We start from the raw sequence: 17,880 nt of genomic DNA, 5'->3' as shown, positions 1-17,880 counted from the left end.
TTCTGCCGACATTCAGCCTGCGGCTCCAACAAGGAAAACTGCCATGAGCGACCTGATCAGCTATCAACTCGAAGACGGCATCGCCACCCTCACCCTGAGCAATGGCAAGGTCAACGCCATCTCGCCTGACGTGATCGCCGCCTTCAATGCTGCGCTCGACCGCGCCGAGCAGGATCGCGCCATCGTCATCATCACCGGCCAGCCGGGCATTCTTTCCGGTGGCTACGATCTGAAGGTAATGACCTCCGGCCCGCAGAACGCGATCAACCTGGTCGCTGCAGGTTCTACCCTGGCGCGGCGCATGCTCGCCCACCCCTTCCCGATCATCGTCGCCTGCACTGGCCATGCCGTGGCCAAGGGTGCATTTATCCTGCTGTCGAGCGATTACCGCATCGGCGTCGAGGGCCCGTTCAGCATCGGCCTGAACGAAGTGCAGATCGGCATGACCATGCACCATGTCGGCATCGAGCTGGCCCGTGACCGTCTGCGCAAGTCGGCCTTCCACCGCTCGGTGATCAATGGCGAGATGTTCGACCCGGCTGGCGCCGTGGATGCCGGCTTCCTAGACAAGGTGGTGCCGGCCGAGCAATTGTTGGCCACCGCCCAGGCTGCGGCGCAGCAGATGAAGAAGATCAACATGACGGCGCACAAGAACACCAAGCCGAAGGTGCGCAAGGCGCTACTGGAAACCCTCGATGCTGCCATCGAGATGGACAAGCAGCACCTGATGTAAGCACGCGACACATCGCGCCTAGAAAAAAGCGCCGCTTCCGTTGAGGTCGCGGCGCTTTAGTTTTTTGCCTGTTGCTCTGAGGGCAAAGGTTGCTGCGTGTTCAGCCGGAGTAGTCCAGCGCCGTCCAGGCCCTGCTCATACCCTGGGCCAGTACGCAGCCAGGCTTGCTCAATTGCTCATTGAAGGCTGTCGGCAGCAGCGTGGTTTCGCCCTCGGCAGCGCCATGGCGCTCGGTAAGCCATTGCAGCCTGCCGCAATTGGGCGTTTCGATCACATAGCTGGCGGCGATATTGGAGTGGTGGCTGGGCAGGTGGATCACGTCGAGTACCACGCCTGCCTCTTCAACCCGCTGACCATTGGAGACCAGCACGGCCCAGGCCTGCTCGCCCTCGATCACCAGATAGGCACCGTTGGCCTGTGGTCGCTCGATCTGCGGTTGCGCGCAGCCACTCAACAGGGCCAGTAGCACAATCGTCATCAGCATATGTTGCATTGCCAATACCCCCTTGCAAGGCGCCCACATCTGCATGGTGGGCGGGTCGTTGTCGCCTGAATGAGGCCACTATCACCCAATACTGTTTATTTGTACAGTATTTTTCGATTACCCTATTCGCAGGCAAATGACCGAGCACATAGGAGCGCCATCATGCTGGACGTACTGCAGCTGAAACACCGAGTGAACCGCATGCCGCTGGAGCGCGTTCGCGAGATGGTCGACGAGTTGCTGCTTGAAGGCATCGTCACCGAGAGCCGCACGCCCTTTAATCGTCAGCACTTCAATACCTGCTTCGCCGAGATCGAGGCATTGTTGCAGCGCGCTGGCTATCACCGGCAACTGGATGTGGTCGGTTATCAGGGGCTGGCCTATGCGCTGTTCGATCCGGCCCGCTGGGAAGCCGTCGAGGTGCTGCGCTGGTTGCGCGATTACGTCGAAGAAGCCCATGTACAGCCGGCCTCCTGAGCCGACAAGGCGAACCAAAAACGCTCAGTGACGCACGGCCATGCACGGCATTGGCTCAATGGCAGGCCCGCAACAATGGCGCCTGCGCAAAGCCGCAAAGGTTCCAATCGATCTCATCACATAGCTGCAAGCCATTGATTTATAAAATCTAGCCTCTTATCCGCAGTTCCGTTCGCGTATCGCCGAGTGCTGCGAGCGAAAGCTGGCAAGCCCCTTGCTAATGCCCTGTCAACATCCTGCGTAGCACGCCAACGGCGGCGGGCCGGGATCACGGACAACGGCGTCCGTCAGGTCACCTCCTCTTAACGAGGTGGCCTGGCGTACGCCGTTTTTGTTTATGCGCCTGACAAGGATTAGACCCATGACCGATCGTGATTCGACCAAGCCCTTCGGCACCAGCCGCCGCAATTTCCTCAAGCAATCCATCGCCCTGGCCGGCGCCGTAGGCGGTATCGCCGCACTCGGCCTGTCCGCCCCCGCATCGCTACGCAGTGCGGCCTGGGCTGCCGGCTCCGACGCACCGGAGAAATCCGCGCTGACGGTCGGCTTCATTCCCCTGACCGATTGCGCATCGGTGGTAGTGGCAGCCACCCAGGGTTTCGGTGAGAAGTACGGCCTGACCATCAAGCCGAGCAAGGAGGCCTCCTGGGCCGGCGTGCGCGACAAGCTGGGCACCGGCGAGCTCGATGCCGCCCACGTGCTCTACGGCATGATGTACGGCGCCCAGCTCGGCCTGGCCGGCCCGCAGAAAGACATGGCGGTGCTGATGGGGCTGAACCAGAACGGCCAGGCCATTACCCTGTCCAAGCAGTTGCGCGAAGCCGGGATAACCAACGGCGCGCAACTGGCCGAGCACGTGAAAAAAGGCGGTAATCCGCTGACCTTCGCCCAGACCTTCCCCACCGGCACCCATGCCATGTGGCTGTACTACTGGCTCGGCAGCCTGGGCATCAACCCGATAAGCGACGTGAAGACCATCGTCGTACCGCCGCCGCAGATGGTCGCCAACATGCGCGTCGGCAACATGGACGGCTTCTGTGTTGGCGAGCCCTGGGGCGCGCGGGCGATCTTCGACAAGATCGGCTTTACCGCCACCACCACCCAGCAGATCTGGCCGGACCATCCGGAGAAGGTGCTCGGCACCACCCGCGCCTTCGTCGAGCAGTACCCCAATGCGGCGCGCGCGCTGATCATGGCGATTCTCGATGCCAGTCGCTTCATCGAGGCCAGCGAGGAGAACCGCAAGAGCACCGCCAAGCTGATTTCCGGCAAGGCCTACGTCAACGCACCGGTGCAGGTTATCGAGCCGCGCTTCCTCGCCCAGTACGAGGACGGCCTCGGTAACAGCTGGAAGGACGAGCACGCCATGGCCTTCTGCAAGGACGGCAGCGTCAACTTCCCCTATCACTCCGACGGCATGTGGTTCCTGACCCAGTTCAAGCGCTGGGGCCTGCTCAAGGACGCGCCGGCCTACGCCGCCGTGGCCGCGCAGATCAACCAGACCGCGCTCTACGCCGAGGCTGCTGGCGCGCTCAAGGTGGCGGTGCCGAGCAGCCCGCTACGCAGCAGCACGTTGATCGACGGTGTGGTATGGGACGGCAGCAACCCGGCCGCCTACGCCGATTCCTTCGCCATCAAAGCCTGACCGGAGGTGATCATGAACGCGCCCCTGAAAACGCCCCTTCCCACAGTCAGCAAACCGCGTCTTTCGCCTGCCGCCCCGCTGCCGAGCGCAACGACCCTCGGTCACCTGGCCAAGGCCGGTATCGCCCCGCTGCTGGGCATCCTCGCCTTCATCGGCTTCTGGTCGCTGCTGGCGCAATACAGCGAAGGTCTGCCGGGGCCGCTGAGCACCTGGCAGGCTGCCCTGGTGCTGTTCGCCGACCCGTTCTACGACAACGGCCCCAACGACATGGGCATCGGCTGGAACATCCTCAATTCGCTCGGTCGAGTCGGCATCGGCTTCGGTCTCGCTGCGCTGGTAGGCATTCCCCTGGGTTTCGCCATCGGCCGCTTCGCCTTTCTCGCTGGCATGCTGGCGCCGATCATCAGCCTGCTGCGTCCGGTCTCGCCGCTGGCCTGGTTGCCGATCGGCCTGCTGGTGTTCGAGGCAGCGGGGCCGGCGTCGATCTGGGTGATCTTCATCAGTTCGATCTGGCCGATCATTCTCAACACCGCGGCGGGCGTTGCCAGCGTGCCGCAGGATTATCTGAATGTGGCCCGCGTGCTCAAGCTGTCGGAGTTCAAGGTGCTGACGCGCATCCTATTCCCCGCCGTGCTGCCGCACCTGATGACCGGCATCCGCCTAGCCATCGGCGTGGCCTGGCTGGTGATCGTCGCCGCGGAGATGCTCACCGGCGGCATCGGCCTGGGCTTCTGGGTGTGGGACGAGTGGAACAACCTCAACGTCGAGCACATCCTCATCGCCATCATCATCGTCGGTCTGGTAGGCCTGGCGCTGGAGCAGACGCTGCTGCTGATCGCCAGACGCTTCGACTACGCAAGCTGATAAAGGCTTACAAGACATTACGCCAACTCATTGTTTTAAATGAAGAGTAGCCTGGATTATATTCAGGTCGCCATGACCAGAATCCTCCGGATTGCATCCGGGCTACGGCGAGAGAATGGGAGAATTTCGATGGACAAATTCGTAGAGCTGACCCAGGTATCCAAGCATTTCGATACCAAAAAAGGCCGCTTCCAGGCCCTGGCCGACGTCAACCTGAGCATCGCCCGCGGCGAGTTCGTGGCGCTGATTGGCCATTCCGGTTGCGGCAAGTCGACCGTACTCAATCTGATCGCGGGCCTGCTTGAGGCCAACGAAGGCGGGTTGATCTGCAATGGCCGCGAGATCGACGGCCCCGGCCCGGAGCGCGCCGTAGTGTTTCAGAACCACAGCCTGCTGCCCTGGATGACCTGCTTCGGTAACGTCCATCTGGCGGTGGAACGGGTATTCGGCGCGCAGGAAAGCAAGGCCCAGCTCAAGGCCCGTACCGAACAGGCGCTGAACATGGTCGGCCTCGGCCATGCCATGCACAAGCATCCCAGCGAGATCTCCGGCGGCATGAAACAGCGCGTCGGCATTGCCCGCGCCCTGGCTATGGAGCCCAAGGTGCTGCTGATGGACGAGCCGTTCGGTGCCCTCGATGCGCTCACCCGCGCGCATCTGCAGGACGAGCTGCTGCGCATCGTCGGCCAGACCCGCAGCACCGTGGTGATGGTCACCCATGACGTGGACGAGGCCGTGTTGCTGTCCGATCGCATCGTGATGATGACCAATGGCCCGGCGGCCACCGTCGGCGAAATCCTTGCCGTCGAGCTGCCGCGCCCGCGCGACCGCCTGGCGCTGGCCAACGACCCGCAGTACCACAGCTATCGCACCGCCGTGCTGGAGTTCCTCTACCAGCGCCAGCAGCGTCCCGCTGCCTGAACCGCTGACATCGCTCCGGATCGAGGACCGGAGCGGGAACCTCTGGCCTGTTGCATGGACGAACAGGTGCCTTCAACCGACGTAGAGAACGCTGTGCTAGACCTCACCACTTGGAACCTGTCGATCCCCACCGACCCCGCGCCCACCACCATCAGCACCGAGCGCCTGAACAACGGCTACGAAAGCCGTTACTTCCGGCGCAACGGCGACGGCAGCGTGACCTTCTGGGTCCCCGTGACCGGCTCGACCACCGCGGATGCTCGCTATCCGCGCAGCGAGCTGCGCGAAACCCAGCGCGACGGCAGCCTGAGCAACTGGCAGCACGCCAGTTCGGACAACTACCTCAGTGCCGTACTGCAGGTAGAGCGGGTGCCCAGCCGCAACAAGGTGGTGATCGGCCAGATCCACAGCACCGACGTGCCGGGCAGCCAGAACGACCCGCTGGCCAAGCTGCAGTATCACTATCGCCGCGGCGTCGGCCGCGTCGAGTTGTTGCTGCGCGCCCGCCCCGGAGACAGCAAGGTGCAGAACATCCTGCTGGCCGAGAACGTGCAGCTGGGCGAACGTTTCGGCTACGACCTGCGCGTGACGCCCAGCGGACGCCTCGGGGTCAGCGTGGCCAGCAGCGACGGTGACGAGGGCGCGGTCTACCGGCAGCTCAGCAGCCGCTGGAACACCCAGTACCTGTACTTCAAGGCGGGCGCCTATATCCAGGACAATTCCGGGCCGGACAACGAAGGCGGCCGGGTGACCTTCCATCATCTCAACAGCCTGCACCGCTGAGGCACGCGGCAGCATACAATCGCCGTTTTTCTCGACAACGGTTCGACCATGGCGCGCCTGACCCTCGACTTTCCCGAAGACCAGTACTGCTACAGCACCCACCTCACCGTGCGCGTCACCGACATCAACGGCGCCAACCACCTGGGCAACGACTCGATGATCTCGATGATTTCCGAGGCGCGCGCACGTTTTCTCTACGAATTCGGCATCCGTGAAACCGATGGCAGCGGCACCGGCATCATCGTCACCGATCTGGCCACCACCTACCGGGCCGAGGCGCATGCCCGTGACCAGTTGCTGTTCGAAGTCGGCGTGATGGATTTCAACAAGTATGGCGGCGACATCACCTTCCGCATCACCCGCCCAACCGACAGCACGCTGGTGGCCATGGCCAAGTCCGGCTTCGTGTTCTTCGACTATCGCCAGTCGAAGGTGGTGCCGATGCCGGACACCTTCAGTGGCAAATTCCCCAAGGTCAATCGGCTCGACTGACTGCCGCTGGCGTACCGCCGAAGACGCGCACTGCAGCCCGGCCTGGTCGTTCTGACGAAAACTTGCACAGTTATTGCTGCCGGCTCCGTGACACATCGCTATTCATCTGCTACGCCTAGCTCATAAACAGAAAAAGGGGGATCGAGGATGACCGACACCTACCGCCGCGCCCGTCAGGCCGGATTGCTGAGCAACCTGCTGGCAATCGCCCTGCTGACCCTGCCGCTACCAACCCACGCCACCAGCGCTGCCCAATCTTCCACAATCGAATCGCAGGTCGCATTCAGCACGCTGCGCAGCTGAACCAAACGCTCGCCCCGTTGGGGTGCAGCCAATGTGAAACCGCCTCGTTTTGCGGCAGCGCTGCGTCGGCTGAATTTGCCCAACGCCCGATCTTAGAGCTTTTGATCGATTGGCCCGGCCCTTGCTTGGTCCCTGGTACCAGGTAGCCAACGGCGGCCACCTCCCTCACGACAAAGACGTCGCCTCACCTCGCCTTCATGGCCTGTGGTGAAGCGGCGTTTTTTTTCGTGTTCGCCCCAGCGTTCGGGGCCGGAGCAGGTTTCGTGATCCGAGCCTGCACCGCGATCGTTCAAACCTGTTGTGGCCTTGGCCGCTGGGCTCTGCATTACCCCGTGCACGGCCTCCCCGACAGGTGCGGCAGTCGTGTCCACGACCACGATCTGCTGCGCCATGTCGGGCTTCTTCTCGCTGATGAGGTGATCGATGAATACAAGTTTCTGGAAAGCCGGCCACGCCCCCACACTGTTCGCCGCCTTTCTCTATTTCGACCTGAGCTTCATGGTCTGGTACCTGCTCGGCCCGCTGGCAGTGCAGATCGCCACCGACCTTGACCTCAACGCCCAACAACGCGGCCTGATGGTGGCCACACCGATTCTCGCCGGCGCCGTGCTGCGCCTGTTGATGGGTTTTCTCGCTGATCGCCTGTCGCCGAAAACCGCTGGCTTGCTCGGCCAGGTGGTGGTGATCGTCGCGCTGTTCTGCGCCTGGCAGATCGGCATCGGCAGCTACGAGCAGGCACTGCTGCTCGGCCTGTTCCTCGGTTTCGCCGGCGCCGCCTTTGCCGTCGCCCTGCCGCTGGCCTCGCAGTGGTACCCGCCACAGCACCAGGGCAAGGCCATGGGCATCGCCGGCGCGGGCAATTCCGGCACCGTGCTGGCAGCACTGTTCGCGCCTGGGCTGGCCGCGCTTTCCGGCTGGCAGAACGTGTTCGGCTGGGCGCTGATCCCGCTGCTGGCGACCCTGGTGATCTTCGCACTGGTGGCCAAGAACGCACCGGAGCGGCCCAAGGCAAAAGCTTTCGGCGACTACCTCAAGGCCCTCGGCGACCGCGACAGCTGGTGGTTCATGTTCTTCTACAGCGTCACCTTCGGTGGCTTCATCGGCCTGGCCAGCGCACTGCCTGGCTACTTCAGCGACCAGTACGGACTCAACCCGGTCACCGCCGGCTACTACACCGCCGCCTGCGTGTTCGCCGGCAGCCTGCTGCGCCCGCTCGGCGGCGCCCTGGCCGACCGCATTGGCGGCATCCGCTCGCTGCTGATGATGTACACCATCGCCTCGCTGTGCATCGCCGTGGCGGGCTTCAACCTGCCCAGTTCGACCGCCGCCCTGGCGTTGTTCGTAGCCGCCATGCTTGGCCTGGGCGCCGGCAATGGCGCGGTGTTCCAGCTGGTGCCGCAGCGTTTTCGCAAGGAGATCGGCGTGATGACGGGGCTAATCGGCATGGCCGGCGGTGTTGGCGGTTTCTTCCTAGCCGCGGGCCTGGGCACGATCAAGCAGCATACCGGCGACTACCAGCTCGGCCTGTGGCTGTTCGCCAGCCTCGGCGTACTGGCCTGGGTCGGCCTGCATGGGGTCAAGCAGCGCTGGCGCACCACCTGGGGCAGCGCCGCGGTGACCGTCGCGCGGGTGTGAGCGAATGACCCTGCAACTGAGCATCGGCGAAACCAGCGCCATCGGCCCGCGCAGCGAGAATCAGGACGCGCTGCGTGTGGTCACCCCGGCGCCGGCCCTGACCGCCAGCAAGGGCTACCTGCTGGGCCTGGCCGATGGCGTCAGCCAGTGCGCTGACGGCGGCCTGGCGGCGCGCGCCACCCTGCAGGCGCTGGCTTTGGACTACTACTCCACGCCTGAGACCTGGCCGGTGCAGCACAGCCTGGACCGCCTGCTGCTCGCGCATAACCGCTGGCTGCAAGCCAATGGCGGCGGCCAGCCGCTGCTCACCACCCTTACCGCGCTGGTGCTGCGCGGCCGCCGCTACACCCTGGCGCATATCGGCGACAGCCGGGCCTACCTGTGGCGTGACGGCCACCTGCTGCGCCTGACCGAGGACCACGTATGGGAACAGCCGGGCATGCAGCATGTGCTCAAGCGCGCCATGGGCCTGGATCAGCACCTGGTGGTGGACTACCGCGACGGCGAGCTGCGGGCCGGCGACCGCTTCCTGCTGGTCAGCGACGGGGTCTGGGCCTGCCTCAGTGACAAGCGCATCGGTGAACTGCTGCGAGGCGAAGACGTAGAGAGGATCTGCCAGGCGCTGGTCGCCGAGGCTCACCGCGCCGGCAGCCAGGACAACGCCAGCGCCCTGCTGGTGCACGTCGAGCAGCTTCCCGACGCCGCGCTGGCCGACACCCTGGCCCAGCTCGATCACTGGCCACTACCGCCGCGCCTGCGCGTCGGCCGGACATTCGAGGGCTGGCAGGTCGAAGGCCTGCTCGGCGAATCGCGCCAGTCGCTGATCTACCGCGTGCGCGACGCGCACAATCAGCCCTGGCTGCTCAAGACGCTGCCGGCCAGCCGCGCCGGCGAGGAGCAGGCCGGCCCGGCGCTGCTGCAGGAGGAATGGTTCCTGCGCCGCGTCGCCGGGCGCCATTTCCCCGAACTGCACGCCCTGCCGCAGCGCCAGCACCTGTATTACGTGCAGCGTGAATATGCCGGCCAGACTCTGGCCGCGCGCCTACGACAGACCGGTCTGCTGAGCCTGGCCGACTGGCAGGACCTGGCGCCACGGCTGATCAAGGCCCTCGGCCTGCTGCACCGGCGTAATATCATCCACCGCGACATCAAACCGGAGAACCTGCTGCTCGGCGACGACGGCGAGCTGCGCGTGCTCGATTTCGGCCTCGCCTACTGTCCAGGTCTGACCCGCGACGAGGCCCACAGCCTGCCTGGTACGCCCAGCTACATCGCCCCGGAGGCCTTCGCCGGCAGTCCGCCCAGTGCGCAGCAGGATCTCTATGCCGCTGGCGTAACCCTCTATCACCTGCTGACCGGGCACTATCCATATGGCGAGATCGAGGCCTTCCAGCACCCGCGCTTCGGTCAGCCGCTACCCGCCAGCCGTTACCGCCCGGACCTGCCGGCCTGGCTCGATGAAATATTGAACCGCGCGGTCGCCGCCAGCCCGGCGCAGCGCTTCGAAACCGCCGAAGAGTGGCTGCTGGCCCTGGAAAGCGCTGAGCGTCAGTCGCTGAACAGCCGCCCTCGGCCACTGCTCGAGCGCGAGCCGCTGCTGGTCTGGCGAACGGTGGCGCTGGTATCGCTGCTGCTCAATCTGCTGCTGGCGGTGCTGCTGCTCAAATGACTCGGCTCGCACCAAAGCAGCGCAAAAAAGCCTCGCAACGGTGCACGCGCTAACTCACGTGACCCCGCAACGTGGCTGCAACGCCTGAAAAACCGTATTCGGCAGAGTTGGCACAAGGGCTGCATTGTTTCTGACACAACATAAAGTGCGGCCTTCAACGAAGAAGGCTGCACCTCCCGACAGAACGGGACCTGGACAAAGGCGTCCTCGCTAGGTGACTAGCGGGACGCCTTTTTTGTTTTCTGGCCTGCCATTTACGGCAGCCAATTTTTCCGTGATCAACGATTCAGGAGATGGCCGGCATGCAAAAACTCAAGCTGGTGATGATCGGCAACGGCATGGCGGGTGTACGCACCCTCGAAGAGCTGCTCAAGCTCGCCCCCGATCTCTACGACATCACCGTGTTCGGCGCCGAGCCGCACCCCAACTACAACCGCATCCTGCTTTCGCCGGTGCTGGCCGGCGAGCAGACCTTCGAGGAGATCGTGCTCAACGATCTGAACTGGTACGCGGAAAACCACATCAAGCTGCTGCTCGGGCGCAAGGTGGTCAAGATCGACCGCAAGAAGCGCCTGGTCATCGCCGATGATGGCAGCGAGGCCGAATATGACCGCCTGCTGATCGCCACCGGCTCCAATCCCTTCATCCTGCCGATTCCGGGCAAGGATCTGGCTGGCGTGATCGGCTATCGCGACATCGCCGACACCCAGATGATGATGGACACCGCCAAGACCCATAAGCACGCGGTGGTCATCGGCGGCGGCCTGCTCGGCCTGGAGGCGGCCAACGGTCTCAAGCTGCGCGGCATGGACGTCACCGTGGTGCACATCGGCGACTGGCTGCTGGAGCGCCAGCTGGACCGCACCGCCGGCGAGCTGCTGCAAAAATCACTGGAAGACCGCGGCCTGAACTTCCTTCTGCCCAAGCACACCGCCGAATTGCTGGACAACGGCGAAGGCCGCGTCTGCGCGGTGAAGTTCAAGGACGGCGAGTTGATTCCTGCCGACCTGGTAGTGATGGCCGCCGGTATCCGCCCCAACAGCGAGCTGGCCGAACAGGCCGGCATCGCCTGCAACCGCGGCATCCTGGTCAACGACACCATGCAGACCTATGATCCGCGCGTCTACGCCATCGGCGAGTGCGCCAGCCACCGCGGCATCGCCTACGGCCTGGTGGCGCCGCTGTTCGAGCAGGCCAAAGTCTGTGCCAACCACCTTGCCCTGCTCGGCTACTCCCGCTATCAGGGCTCGGTGACCTCGACCAAGCTCAAGGTTACCGGCATCGACCTGTTCTCCGCCGGCGAATTCATGGGCGGCGAAGGCACCGAAACCATCACCCTCTCCGACCCCATCGGCGGCGTGTACAAGAAGCTGGTGATCAAGGACGACGTGCTGGTCGGCGCCTGCCTGTACGGCGACACCGCCGACGGCGGCTGGTATTTCCGCCAGATCCGCGAGAGCCAGAACGTCAGCGAGATTCGCGATCACCTGATGTTTGGTGAAGGTGCGATCGGCGACGTCGGCCACCAGGGCGCGGACAAGACCGCCAATATGCCCGACAGCATGGAAATCTGCGGCTGCAACGGCGTGTGCAAGGGCACCATCGTCAAGGCGATTCAGGAGAACGGCCTGTTCTCGGTCGACGAGGTGAAGAAGCACACCAAGGCCGCCAGCTCCTGCGGTTCCTGCGCCGGCCTGGTCGAGCAGATTCTGATCAGCACAGTCGGCGGCGCCGCCGACGTCAAGCCCAAGAGCGAAAAGGCTATCTGCGGCTGCAGCGACCTCAACCACGGACAAATCCGCAAGGCGATCCGCGAGCAGCACCTGACGTCCATGACACAAACCATGGAATACCTGAACTGGGGCACGCCCAATGGCTGCGCTACCTGCCGCCCGGCGCTCAACTACTACCTGATCTCAACCTGGCCGGGCGAAGCCAAGGACGACCCGCAGTCGCGCCTGATCAACGAACGCGCCCACGCCAATATTCAGAAAGACGGGACGTACTCCGTTGTTCCGCGTATGTGGGGCGGCGTGACCAATCCGTCGGAGCTGCGCCGCATCGCCGACGTCGCCGACAAGTACAACGTGCCCATGGTCAAGGTAACCGGCGGCCAGCGTATCGACCTGCTGGGGATCAGGAAGGAAGACCTGCCGGCAGTGTGGAAGGAGCTGGACATGCCGTCCGGCCACGCCTACGGCAAGTCCATCCGAACGGTGAAGACCTGCGTCGGCAGCGAGTTCTGCCGCTTCGGTACGCAGAACTCGACCCAGCTGGGCATCGACCTGGAGCACGACCTGTTCAACATGTGGTCGCCGCACAAGGTCAAGCTGGCTGTCTCCGGCTGCCCGCGCAACTGCGCCGAGGCCGGTATCAAGGACGTCGGCATCATCGGCGTGGACTCGGGCTTCGAGCTGTACATCGGCGGCAATGGCGGGATCAAGACCGAGGTGGCCGAGTTCTTCGTCAAGGTCAAGACCGCCGAAGAGGTGCGCGAATACAACGCCGCCTTCCTCCAGATGTACCGCGAGGAAGCTTTCTACCTCGAACGCACCGTGCACTACATGCAGCGCGTCGGTATGGAGCATATCAAGAAGGCGGTGCTGGAAGACGAAGCCAATCGCAAGGCCCTGGCCGCGCGCCTGCACTATGCCCTGTCGTTCGAACAGGACCCGTGGAAGGAGCGCCTCGAGACGCCGCAACTGAAAAAAGAGTTCGACACCATCAAGGTCGTGCAAATCGAGGAGGCCACCGTATGAACTGGCTGGATATCTGCGCTCTGGACGAAATCAACGTCCTCGGCTCGCGCATCGTCAGTGGCCCCAAGGGCGATATCGCAATCTTCCGTACAGCCGGCGACGAGGTCTTCGCCCTCGACGACCGTTGCCCGCACAAGGGCGGCCCGCTGTCCCAAGGGCTGATCTATGGCAAGCGCGTAGCCTGCCCGCTGCACAACTGGCAGATCGAGCTGGAATCCGGCGAAGCCGTGGCACCGGATGTGGGCTGCGCGCACCGGCATCACGCCCGCGTGGAAAACGGCCGCGTGCTGCTGGCCCTGAATACCGCCGCGAAATGTGCGTAAGCCGTAGGGTGGAAAACCGCGAAGCGTTTTCCACCGGTAACCCCACGCATTGGTGGACAAGCACAGCGTTGTCCACCCTACGCCTGTAGGAGCCCGACATGGCCAGCCCCACTCAAGTCACCGCCTCCACCTGCTGCTATTGCGGCGTGGGCTGCGGCGTGCTGATCGAGCACGACGGCGAGAAGATCCTCGGCGTCGCCGGCGACCCCAGCCACCCGGCCAACTTCGGCAAGCTGTGCAGCAAGGGGTCGACCCTGCACCTGACCGGCGATCTCGACGCCCGCGCCCTCTACCCCGAGCTGCGCCTGGGCAAGGGCCTGGCCCGTTCACGCACGGACTGGGACAGCGCCCTGGATCACGCTGCGGCGGTATTCGCCGAAACCATCCGCGAACACGGCCCGGACAGCGTCGCCTTCTATATCTCCGGCCAGCTGCTGACCGAGGACTACTACGCCTTCAACAAGCTGGCCCGCGCCCTGGTCGGCACCAACAACATCGACAGTAATTCGCGCCTGTGCATGAGCTCGGCGGTGGTCGGCTACAAGCGCAGCCTCGGTGCCGATGCCCCGCCCTGCAGTTACGAGGACATCGAGCAGAGCGACTGCCTGCTGATCGCCGGCTCCAACATGGCCTACGCGCACCCGGTGCTGTTCCGCCGCCTGGAAGAAGCCAAGGCACGCCGCCCGGAGATGAGGGTGATCATCATCGACCCACGACGCACCGACACCTGCGAACTGGCCGACTTGCACCTGGCAATCCTGCCCGGCACCGACGTCGCGCTGTTCCACGGCATCCTGCATATCCTGCTGTGGGAGGGCTGGATCGACCGCGCCTATATCGATGCTCACACCGAAGGCTTCGAGGCGCTGAAGAACCTGGTGCGCGACTACAGCCCGGCGGCCACCGCCGATATCTGCGGCATCAGCCTGGACGCCCTGCAGCGCTGCGCCGAGCTGATCGGCCGCGCGCCCTCCTTCCTTTCACTGTGGTGCATGGGACTCAATCAGTCTTCGTCCGGCAGCGCCAAGAACAGCGCGCTGATCAACCTGCACCTAGCCACCGGACAGATCGGCAAGCCCGGCGCCGGCCCCTTCTCCCTGACCGGCCAGCCCAACGCCATGGGTGGTCGCGAGACCGGCAGCCTGAGCAACCTGCTGCCGGGCCATCGCGAGGCCGGCAATGCCGAACACCGCGCCGAAGTCGCCGCCTACTGGGGCGTCGACGCCTTGCCGGAGGCGCCCGGCCTGTCCGCCATCGAGCTATTCGATGCCGTGCACGACGGTCGCATCAAAGCCTTGTGGATCGCCTGCACCAACCCGGCGCAATCGCTGCCGAACCAGAACAAGGTGCATGAGGCCCTGGCCGCCTGCCCTTTCGTTGTCGTTCAAGAAGCCTTCTTTACCACCGAGACCTGCCGCTACGCCGACCTGCTGCTGCCCGCCGCCAGCTGGGGCGAAAAGGAAGGCACGGTGACCAATTCCGAGCGCCGCGTCAGCCACGTGCGTCGCGCCGTGCCAGCGCCCTTCGATGCGCGGCCCGACTGGTCGATCACCTGCGACTTCGCTTTTCGCCTGGAAACTCTGCTCCGCCCCGGCCTGCCAAGCCTGTTCGATTTCGCCGACAGCGAGTCGCTGTTCGAGGAATACAAGCACCTGACCGCACAGCGCGATCTCGACCTCTCGGGGCTGAGCTACGCGCTGCTCGATGACCAAGGTCCGCAGCAATGGCCGTTTCCGCCCGGCGCGCGCCAGGGCAGCGCACGGCTCTACGCCGACGGCCGCTTCCCCACTGCCAGCGGGCGCGCGCAGTTCCACGCCGACCCGTACCGTGCTCCGAAGGAAAAGCGCGAGGCGCGTTATTCACTCACCCTCAACACCGGCCGCCTGCGCGACCAGTGGCACGGCATGAGCCGCACCGGCACCGCCGCGCGTCTGTTCGGCCATGTCGAGGCCGCCGTACTCGGCCTGCATCCGGATGAGCTGCGTCGCCGCCGTCTGCAGAACGGCGATCTGGTCAAACTGCGCAGTCGCCGTGGCGGCCTCATCCTGCCGGTGCAGAGCGACGACTCGGTGCGGCCTGGCCAGGCCTGGCTGCCGATGCACTGGGGCGATCGTTTTCTCAAGGGGTTGGGCACCAACGTGCTGACCCAGCCGGCTTTCGATCCATTGTCGAAGCAGCCGGAGCTCAAGCATTCCGGAGTCGAGGTGGACAAGGTCGAGCTGCCCTGGCAACTGTTCGCCCTGGTCGAGGGTGAGGTGCAAAGCCGCTTCGAAGCGTTGCGCCCGCTGTTCGAGGACTTCGCCTACGCCAACCTTACCCCTAGCGGACGCGACCGCCCCGCCCTGCTGATCCGCGCCGCCAGCGCCGTGGCGCCGCAGCCCGAGTTGCTGGCGCAGATCGACCGCCTGCTGCGCCTGCATGAAGGTCCGGTGCTGGCCTATGACGATCCGCGCCGTGCGGTGGGTAAACGCGTGCGCATCGAGCATGGCCGTATCGTCAGTATCCGCCTGGCCGGCGAAACCGCTGCCAGCGAATGGCTGCGCAGCCTGTGGCTGGACGGCCAGGCCGACGCCGACCTGCGTCGCTGGCTACTCGCCCCGGTCTCCGCGCCGCCGGGCAATGCTGGCGCCACCGCCCGTGGCAAAACCCTTTGCAACTGCCTGAACGTCAGCGAAGGCGCCGTGTGCGCCGGCATCGAGCGCGGCCTGGACCTGGACGGACTCAAGCAGGAACTCAAGTGCGGCACCAGTTGTGGCTCCTGCGTACCTGAAATCAAGCGCTTGCTGGCCAACCAGCAGGTGGCTGTAAGGGCCTGTTGATCGCGCCTACGTTCTGTGGGGACCAGCGGAAAAAGATATGAGAGAGGTGGTGAACATGAGCGCAAAAGTCTGGCTGGTAGGCGCTGGCCCCGGTGACCCCGAGCTGCTAACGCTCAAGGCGGTCAAGGCACTGAAGCAAGCCGAGGTCGTGATGATCGACGATCTGGTCAACCCGGCCGTGCTCGAACACTGCCCGAGCGCCCGGATCGTCTCGGTGGGTAAACGCGGCGGCTGTCGCTCCACTCCGCAGGCCTTCATCCATCGCCTGATGCTGCGCTATGCGCGTCAGGGTAAATGCGTGGTGCGCCTCAAGGGCGGCGACCCGTGCATCTTCGGCCGCGGCAGCGAGGAAGCCGACTGGCTCGTCGCACAGGGTATCGAGGTGGAGCTGGTCAACGGCATCACCGCCGGGCTGGCTGGCGCCACCAATTGTGGCATCCCCCTGACCCTGCGCGGCGTTGCCCGAGGCGTTACCTTGCTCACCGCCCATACCCAGGACGACAGCTCTCTGAACTGGCAGGCGCTGGCGCAGAGCGGCACGACGCTGGTGATCTACATGGGCGTCGCCAAGTTGGCGGATATCCAGACCGGCCTGCTCGACGGCGGCATGAGCGGCGAAATGCCGGTGGCGATGATCGAGAACGCCTCGCTGCCCGAGCAACGCGAATGCCGCAGCTCTCTGGGCGCCATGATGAACGATGCCGCAGCGTTCGCCCTGAAGAGCCCGGCCATCCTGGTGATTGGCGAAGTCGCCCGCGCCAGCAGCGAGATTGGCATGCCGCAGCTTTTGCACGCCTGACTCAATCCACGTTCTGCTTGCCTGCCCGCCGTCTCATGGCGGGCTTTTTTATTCCGCAAAAGAAAAAACCCGGCCGAGGCCGGGTTTTCCTTAAAGCACCAGGAGCATTACTGCTGGACCTGGGCTTCCACTTCAGCTTCAACGCGACGGTTGACGGCACGGCCGGAGTCGGTGGCGTTGTCAGCTACCGGGCGGGTTTCGCCGTAGCCAACAGCGTTCACGCGGCTGCCGTCTACACCGTACTGATCGACCAGCACGTTACGTACGGCATTGGCACGACGCTCGGACAGACCCTGGTTGTAGGCATCGGTACCGACGGAGTCAGTGTGACCTTCCACGGTGGTGGTGGTCTGCGGGTACTGATTCATGAAGTCAGCCAGGTTCTTGATGTCGCCGTAGCTTTCTTCTTTAACGCGGTCTTTGTCGAAGTCGAACTTGACGTCCAGCTCAACACGAACGTTTTCCATCGCCGGCTCCGGAGCAGGCTCAGGCATCGGCTCGGGAGCTGCGGCTACAACAGGAGCCGGGGCCGGCTTGCTGCCGCCACCGAAGTTCAGACCAACACCCACGCCGGCTTGCCATTCGGTGTCGCCCTGGTCGATGTTGTACAGAGCGTCAACGCCAGCACGGGCGTAGAACATTTCAGTGAAGTAGTACTTGGCACCCGCGCCAGCGATGGCCAGGGTGGAGTGGTTACGACCACCGCCATTGGCGTCGCCGATGCTCTGATGGCCAAAACCGGCAGAGACGTAAGGACGCAGACCAACGCCCGGCTGACCGAAGTGGTAGATAGCCTTCAGGTCGGTCAGGTTGCCTTTGATGTCCTTGCTGCCGCGAGAGCCTTCGCCACGCAGGTCGTGGTACTCGCCATAGGACAGCGCCAGCTCGACGTCGTCGGTCAGGTAGTAGCCGATGCTGCCACCGAACAGATTGCCTTCGTCGTGAGCGAAATCACGCTGAGTGTCGGTGAAGTAGCGATTGACGAAGCCCTCCACCTCGACAGCGCCTTGGCCTTGCGCCAGCGCGCCGAAGGAGGTTGCGGCAACGAGAGAGCCAATGACTACGCCCAAGGTGTTTTTTACTTTCATCCGTTAAATCCCCATCTTGGTGGTTAATAAGTCACCGTTACTTCAGTCGGCAACTTGTCGGCGATTTTATCAGGTTTCGCCACTCC

Annotated in this window: 16 protein-coding genes; 14 read left to right on the top strand and 2 right to left on the bottom strand. The window is 64.1% G+C overall.

Going from position 1 to position 17,880, the window contains the following annotated elements; genetic code table 11:
- Window positions 1-43: 43 nt before the first annotated feature.
- Window positions 44-733 carry a crotonase/enoyl-CoA hydratase family protein gene (locus tag B3P22_RS09185; RefSeq protein ID WP_296270736.1) on the top strand — a complete coding sequence of 230 codons (690 nt, stop codon included), beginning with the start codon at window positions 44-46 and terminating at the stop codon, window positions 731-733.
- Between the two features lie 100 nt (window positions 734-833).
- Here B3P22_RS09185 and B3P22_RS09180 read toward each other — a convergent pair whose 3' ends face one another.
- Complete coding sequence (locus tag B3P22_RS09180) at window positions 834-1,226, bottom strand: hypothetical protein (protein WP_349681629.1); 393 nt, start codon at window positions 1,224-1,226, stop codon at window positions 834-836.
- Window positions 1,227-1,379: 153 nt separating this feature from the next.
- Here B3P22_RS09180 and B3P22_RS09175 point away from each other — a divergent pair, with 153 nt between their 5' ends.
- The 13 genes from B3P22_RS09175 (at window position 1,380) to cobA (ending at window position 16,706) form a co-directional block, all read left to right on the top strand.
- Entirely contained in the window at window positions 1,380-1,694 is a 315-nt protein-coding gene (locus B3P22_RS09175) for a transcriptional regulator (RefSeq protein ID WP_197855793.1), read from the top strand.
- A gap of 361 nt (window positions 1,695-2,055) precedes the next feature.
- Complete coding sequence (locus B3P22_RS09170) at window positions 2,056-3,339, top strand: CmpA/NrtA family ABC transporter substrate-binding protein (RefSeq protein WP_296270734.1); 1,284 nt, start codon at window positions 2,056-2,058, stop codon at window positions 3,337-3,339.
- A 12-nt stretch (window positions 3,340-3,351) separates the two neighbouring features.
- The gene (ntrB, locus tag B3P22_RS09165; RefSeq protein ID WP_296270733.1) at window positions 3,352-4,203 is read left to right on the top strand and encodes a nitrate ABC transporter permease; all 852 of its coding nucleotides are present in this window, start codon (window positions 3,352-3,354) and stop codon (window positions 4,201-4,203) included.
- A gap of 129 nt (window positions 4,204-4,332) precedes the next feature.
- A complete protein-coding gene (locus B3P22_RS09160) occupies window positions 4,333-5,124 on the top strand; it encodes an ABC transporter ATP-binding protein (protein ID WP_296270732.1) in 792 nt (263 codons plus the stop codon).
- Window positions 5,125-5,217: 93 nt separating this feature from the next.
- The gene (locus tag B3P22_RS09155; RefSeq protein WP_296270781.1) at window positions 5,218-5,907 is read left to right on the top strand and encodes a polysaccharide lyase family 7 protein; all 690 of its coding nucleotides are present in this window, start codon (window positions 5,218-5,220) and stop codon (window positions 5,905-5,907) included.
- Window positions 5,908-5,955: 48 nt separating this feature from the next.
- Window positions 5,956-6,399, top strand: coding sequence for a thioesterase family protein (locus B3P22_RS09150; protein WP_296270731.1), 444 nt, complete (start codon window positions 5,956-5,958; stop codon window positions 6,397-6,399).
- Window positions 6,400-6,546: 147 nt separating this feature from the next.
- Complete coding sequence (locus B3P22_RS09145; protein WP_275545202.1) at window positions 6,547-6,702, top strand: hypothetical protein; 156 nt, start codon at window positions 6,547-6,549, stop codon at window positions 6,700-6,702.
- 423 nt (window positions 6,703-7,125) lie between these two features.
- Window positions 7,126-8,337 (top strand): nitrate/nitrite transporter, encoded by a 1,212-nt coding sequence (locus B3P22_RS09140; protein WP_296270730.1) that lies wholly within the window; start codon window positions 7,126-7,128, stop codon window positions 8,335-8,337.
- A gap of 4 nt (window positions 8,338-8,341) precedes the next feature.
- On the top strand, window positions 8,342-10,006 hold the full coding sequence (locus B3P22_RS09135; protein ID WP_296270729.1) for a bifunctional protein-serine/threonine kinase/phosphatase: 1,665 nt from the start codon (window positions 8,342-8,344) through the stop codon (window positions 10,004-10,006).
- A gap of 302 nt (window positions 10,007-10,308) precedes the next feature.
- Window positions 10,309-12,765 carry a nitrite reductase large subunit NirB gene (gene nirB, locus B3P22_RS09130; protein ID WP_296270728.1) on the top strand — a complete coding sequence of 819 codons (2,457 nt, stop codon included), beginning with the start codon at window positions 10,309-10,311 and terminating at the stop codon, window positions 12,763-12,765.
- Window positions 12,762-13,088: a nitrite reductase small subunit NirD gene (gene nirD, locus B3P22_RS09125; RefSeq protein ID WP_296270727.1), complete on the top strand. Its 327-nt coding sequence runs from the start codon at window positions 12,762-12,764 to the stop codon at window positions 13,086-13,088. Before nirB ends, nirD begins: the two co-directional genes overlap by 4 nt.
- 98 nt (window positions 13,089-13,186) lie before the next feature.
- Window positions 13,187-15,907, top strand: a complete 2,721-nt coding sequence (locus tag B3P22_RS09120; RefSeq protein ID WP_296270726.1) for a nitrate reductase — start codon at window positions 13,187-13,189, stop codon at window positions 15,905-15,907.
- Window positions 15,908-15,962: 55 nt separating this feature from the next.
- Window positions 15,963-16,706, top strand: coding sequence for a uroporphyrinogen-III C-methyltransferase (cobA, locus tag B3P22_RS09115; protein ID WP_197855804.1), 744 nt, complete (start codon window positions 15,963-15,965; stop codon window positions 16,704-16,706).
- A 107-nt stretch (window positions 16,707-16,813) separates the two neighbouring features.
- On the opposite strand, the gene B3P22_RS09110 is transcribed toward cobA, so the two are convergent.
- Entirely contained in the window at window positions 16,814-17,794 is a 981-nt protein-coding gene (locus B3P22_RS09110; RefSeq protein ID WP_197855805.1) for an OmpA family protein, read from the bottom strand.
- Window positions 17,795-17,880: the final 86 nt, after the last annotated feature.

This window comes from Pseudomonas sp. UBA6323 (assembly GCF_002439135.1).
GTDB lineage: Bacteria > Pseudomonadota > Gammaproteobacteria > Pseudomonadales > Pseudomonadaceae > Aquipseudomonas.
The sequence above is the reverse complement of the archived record's forward strand: the minus strand, read 5'-3'. Positions and strand labels throughout refer to the sequence as shown.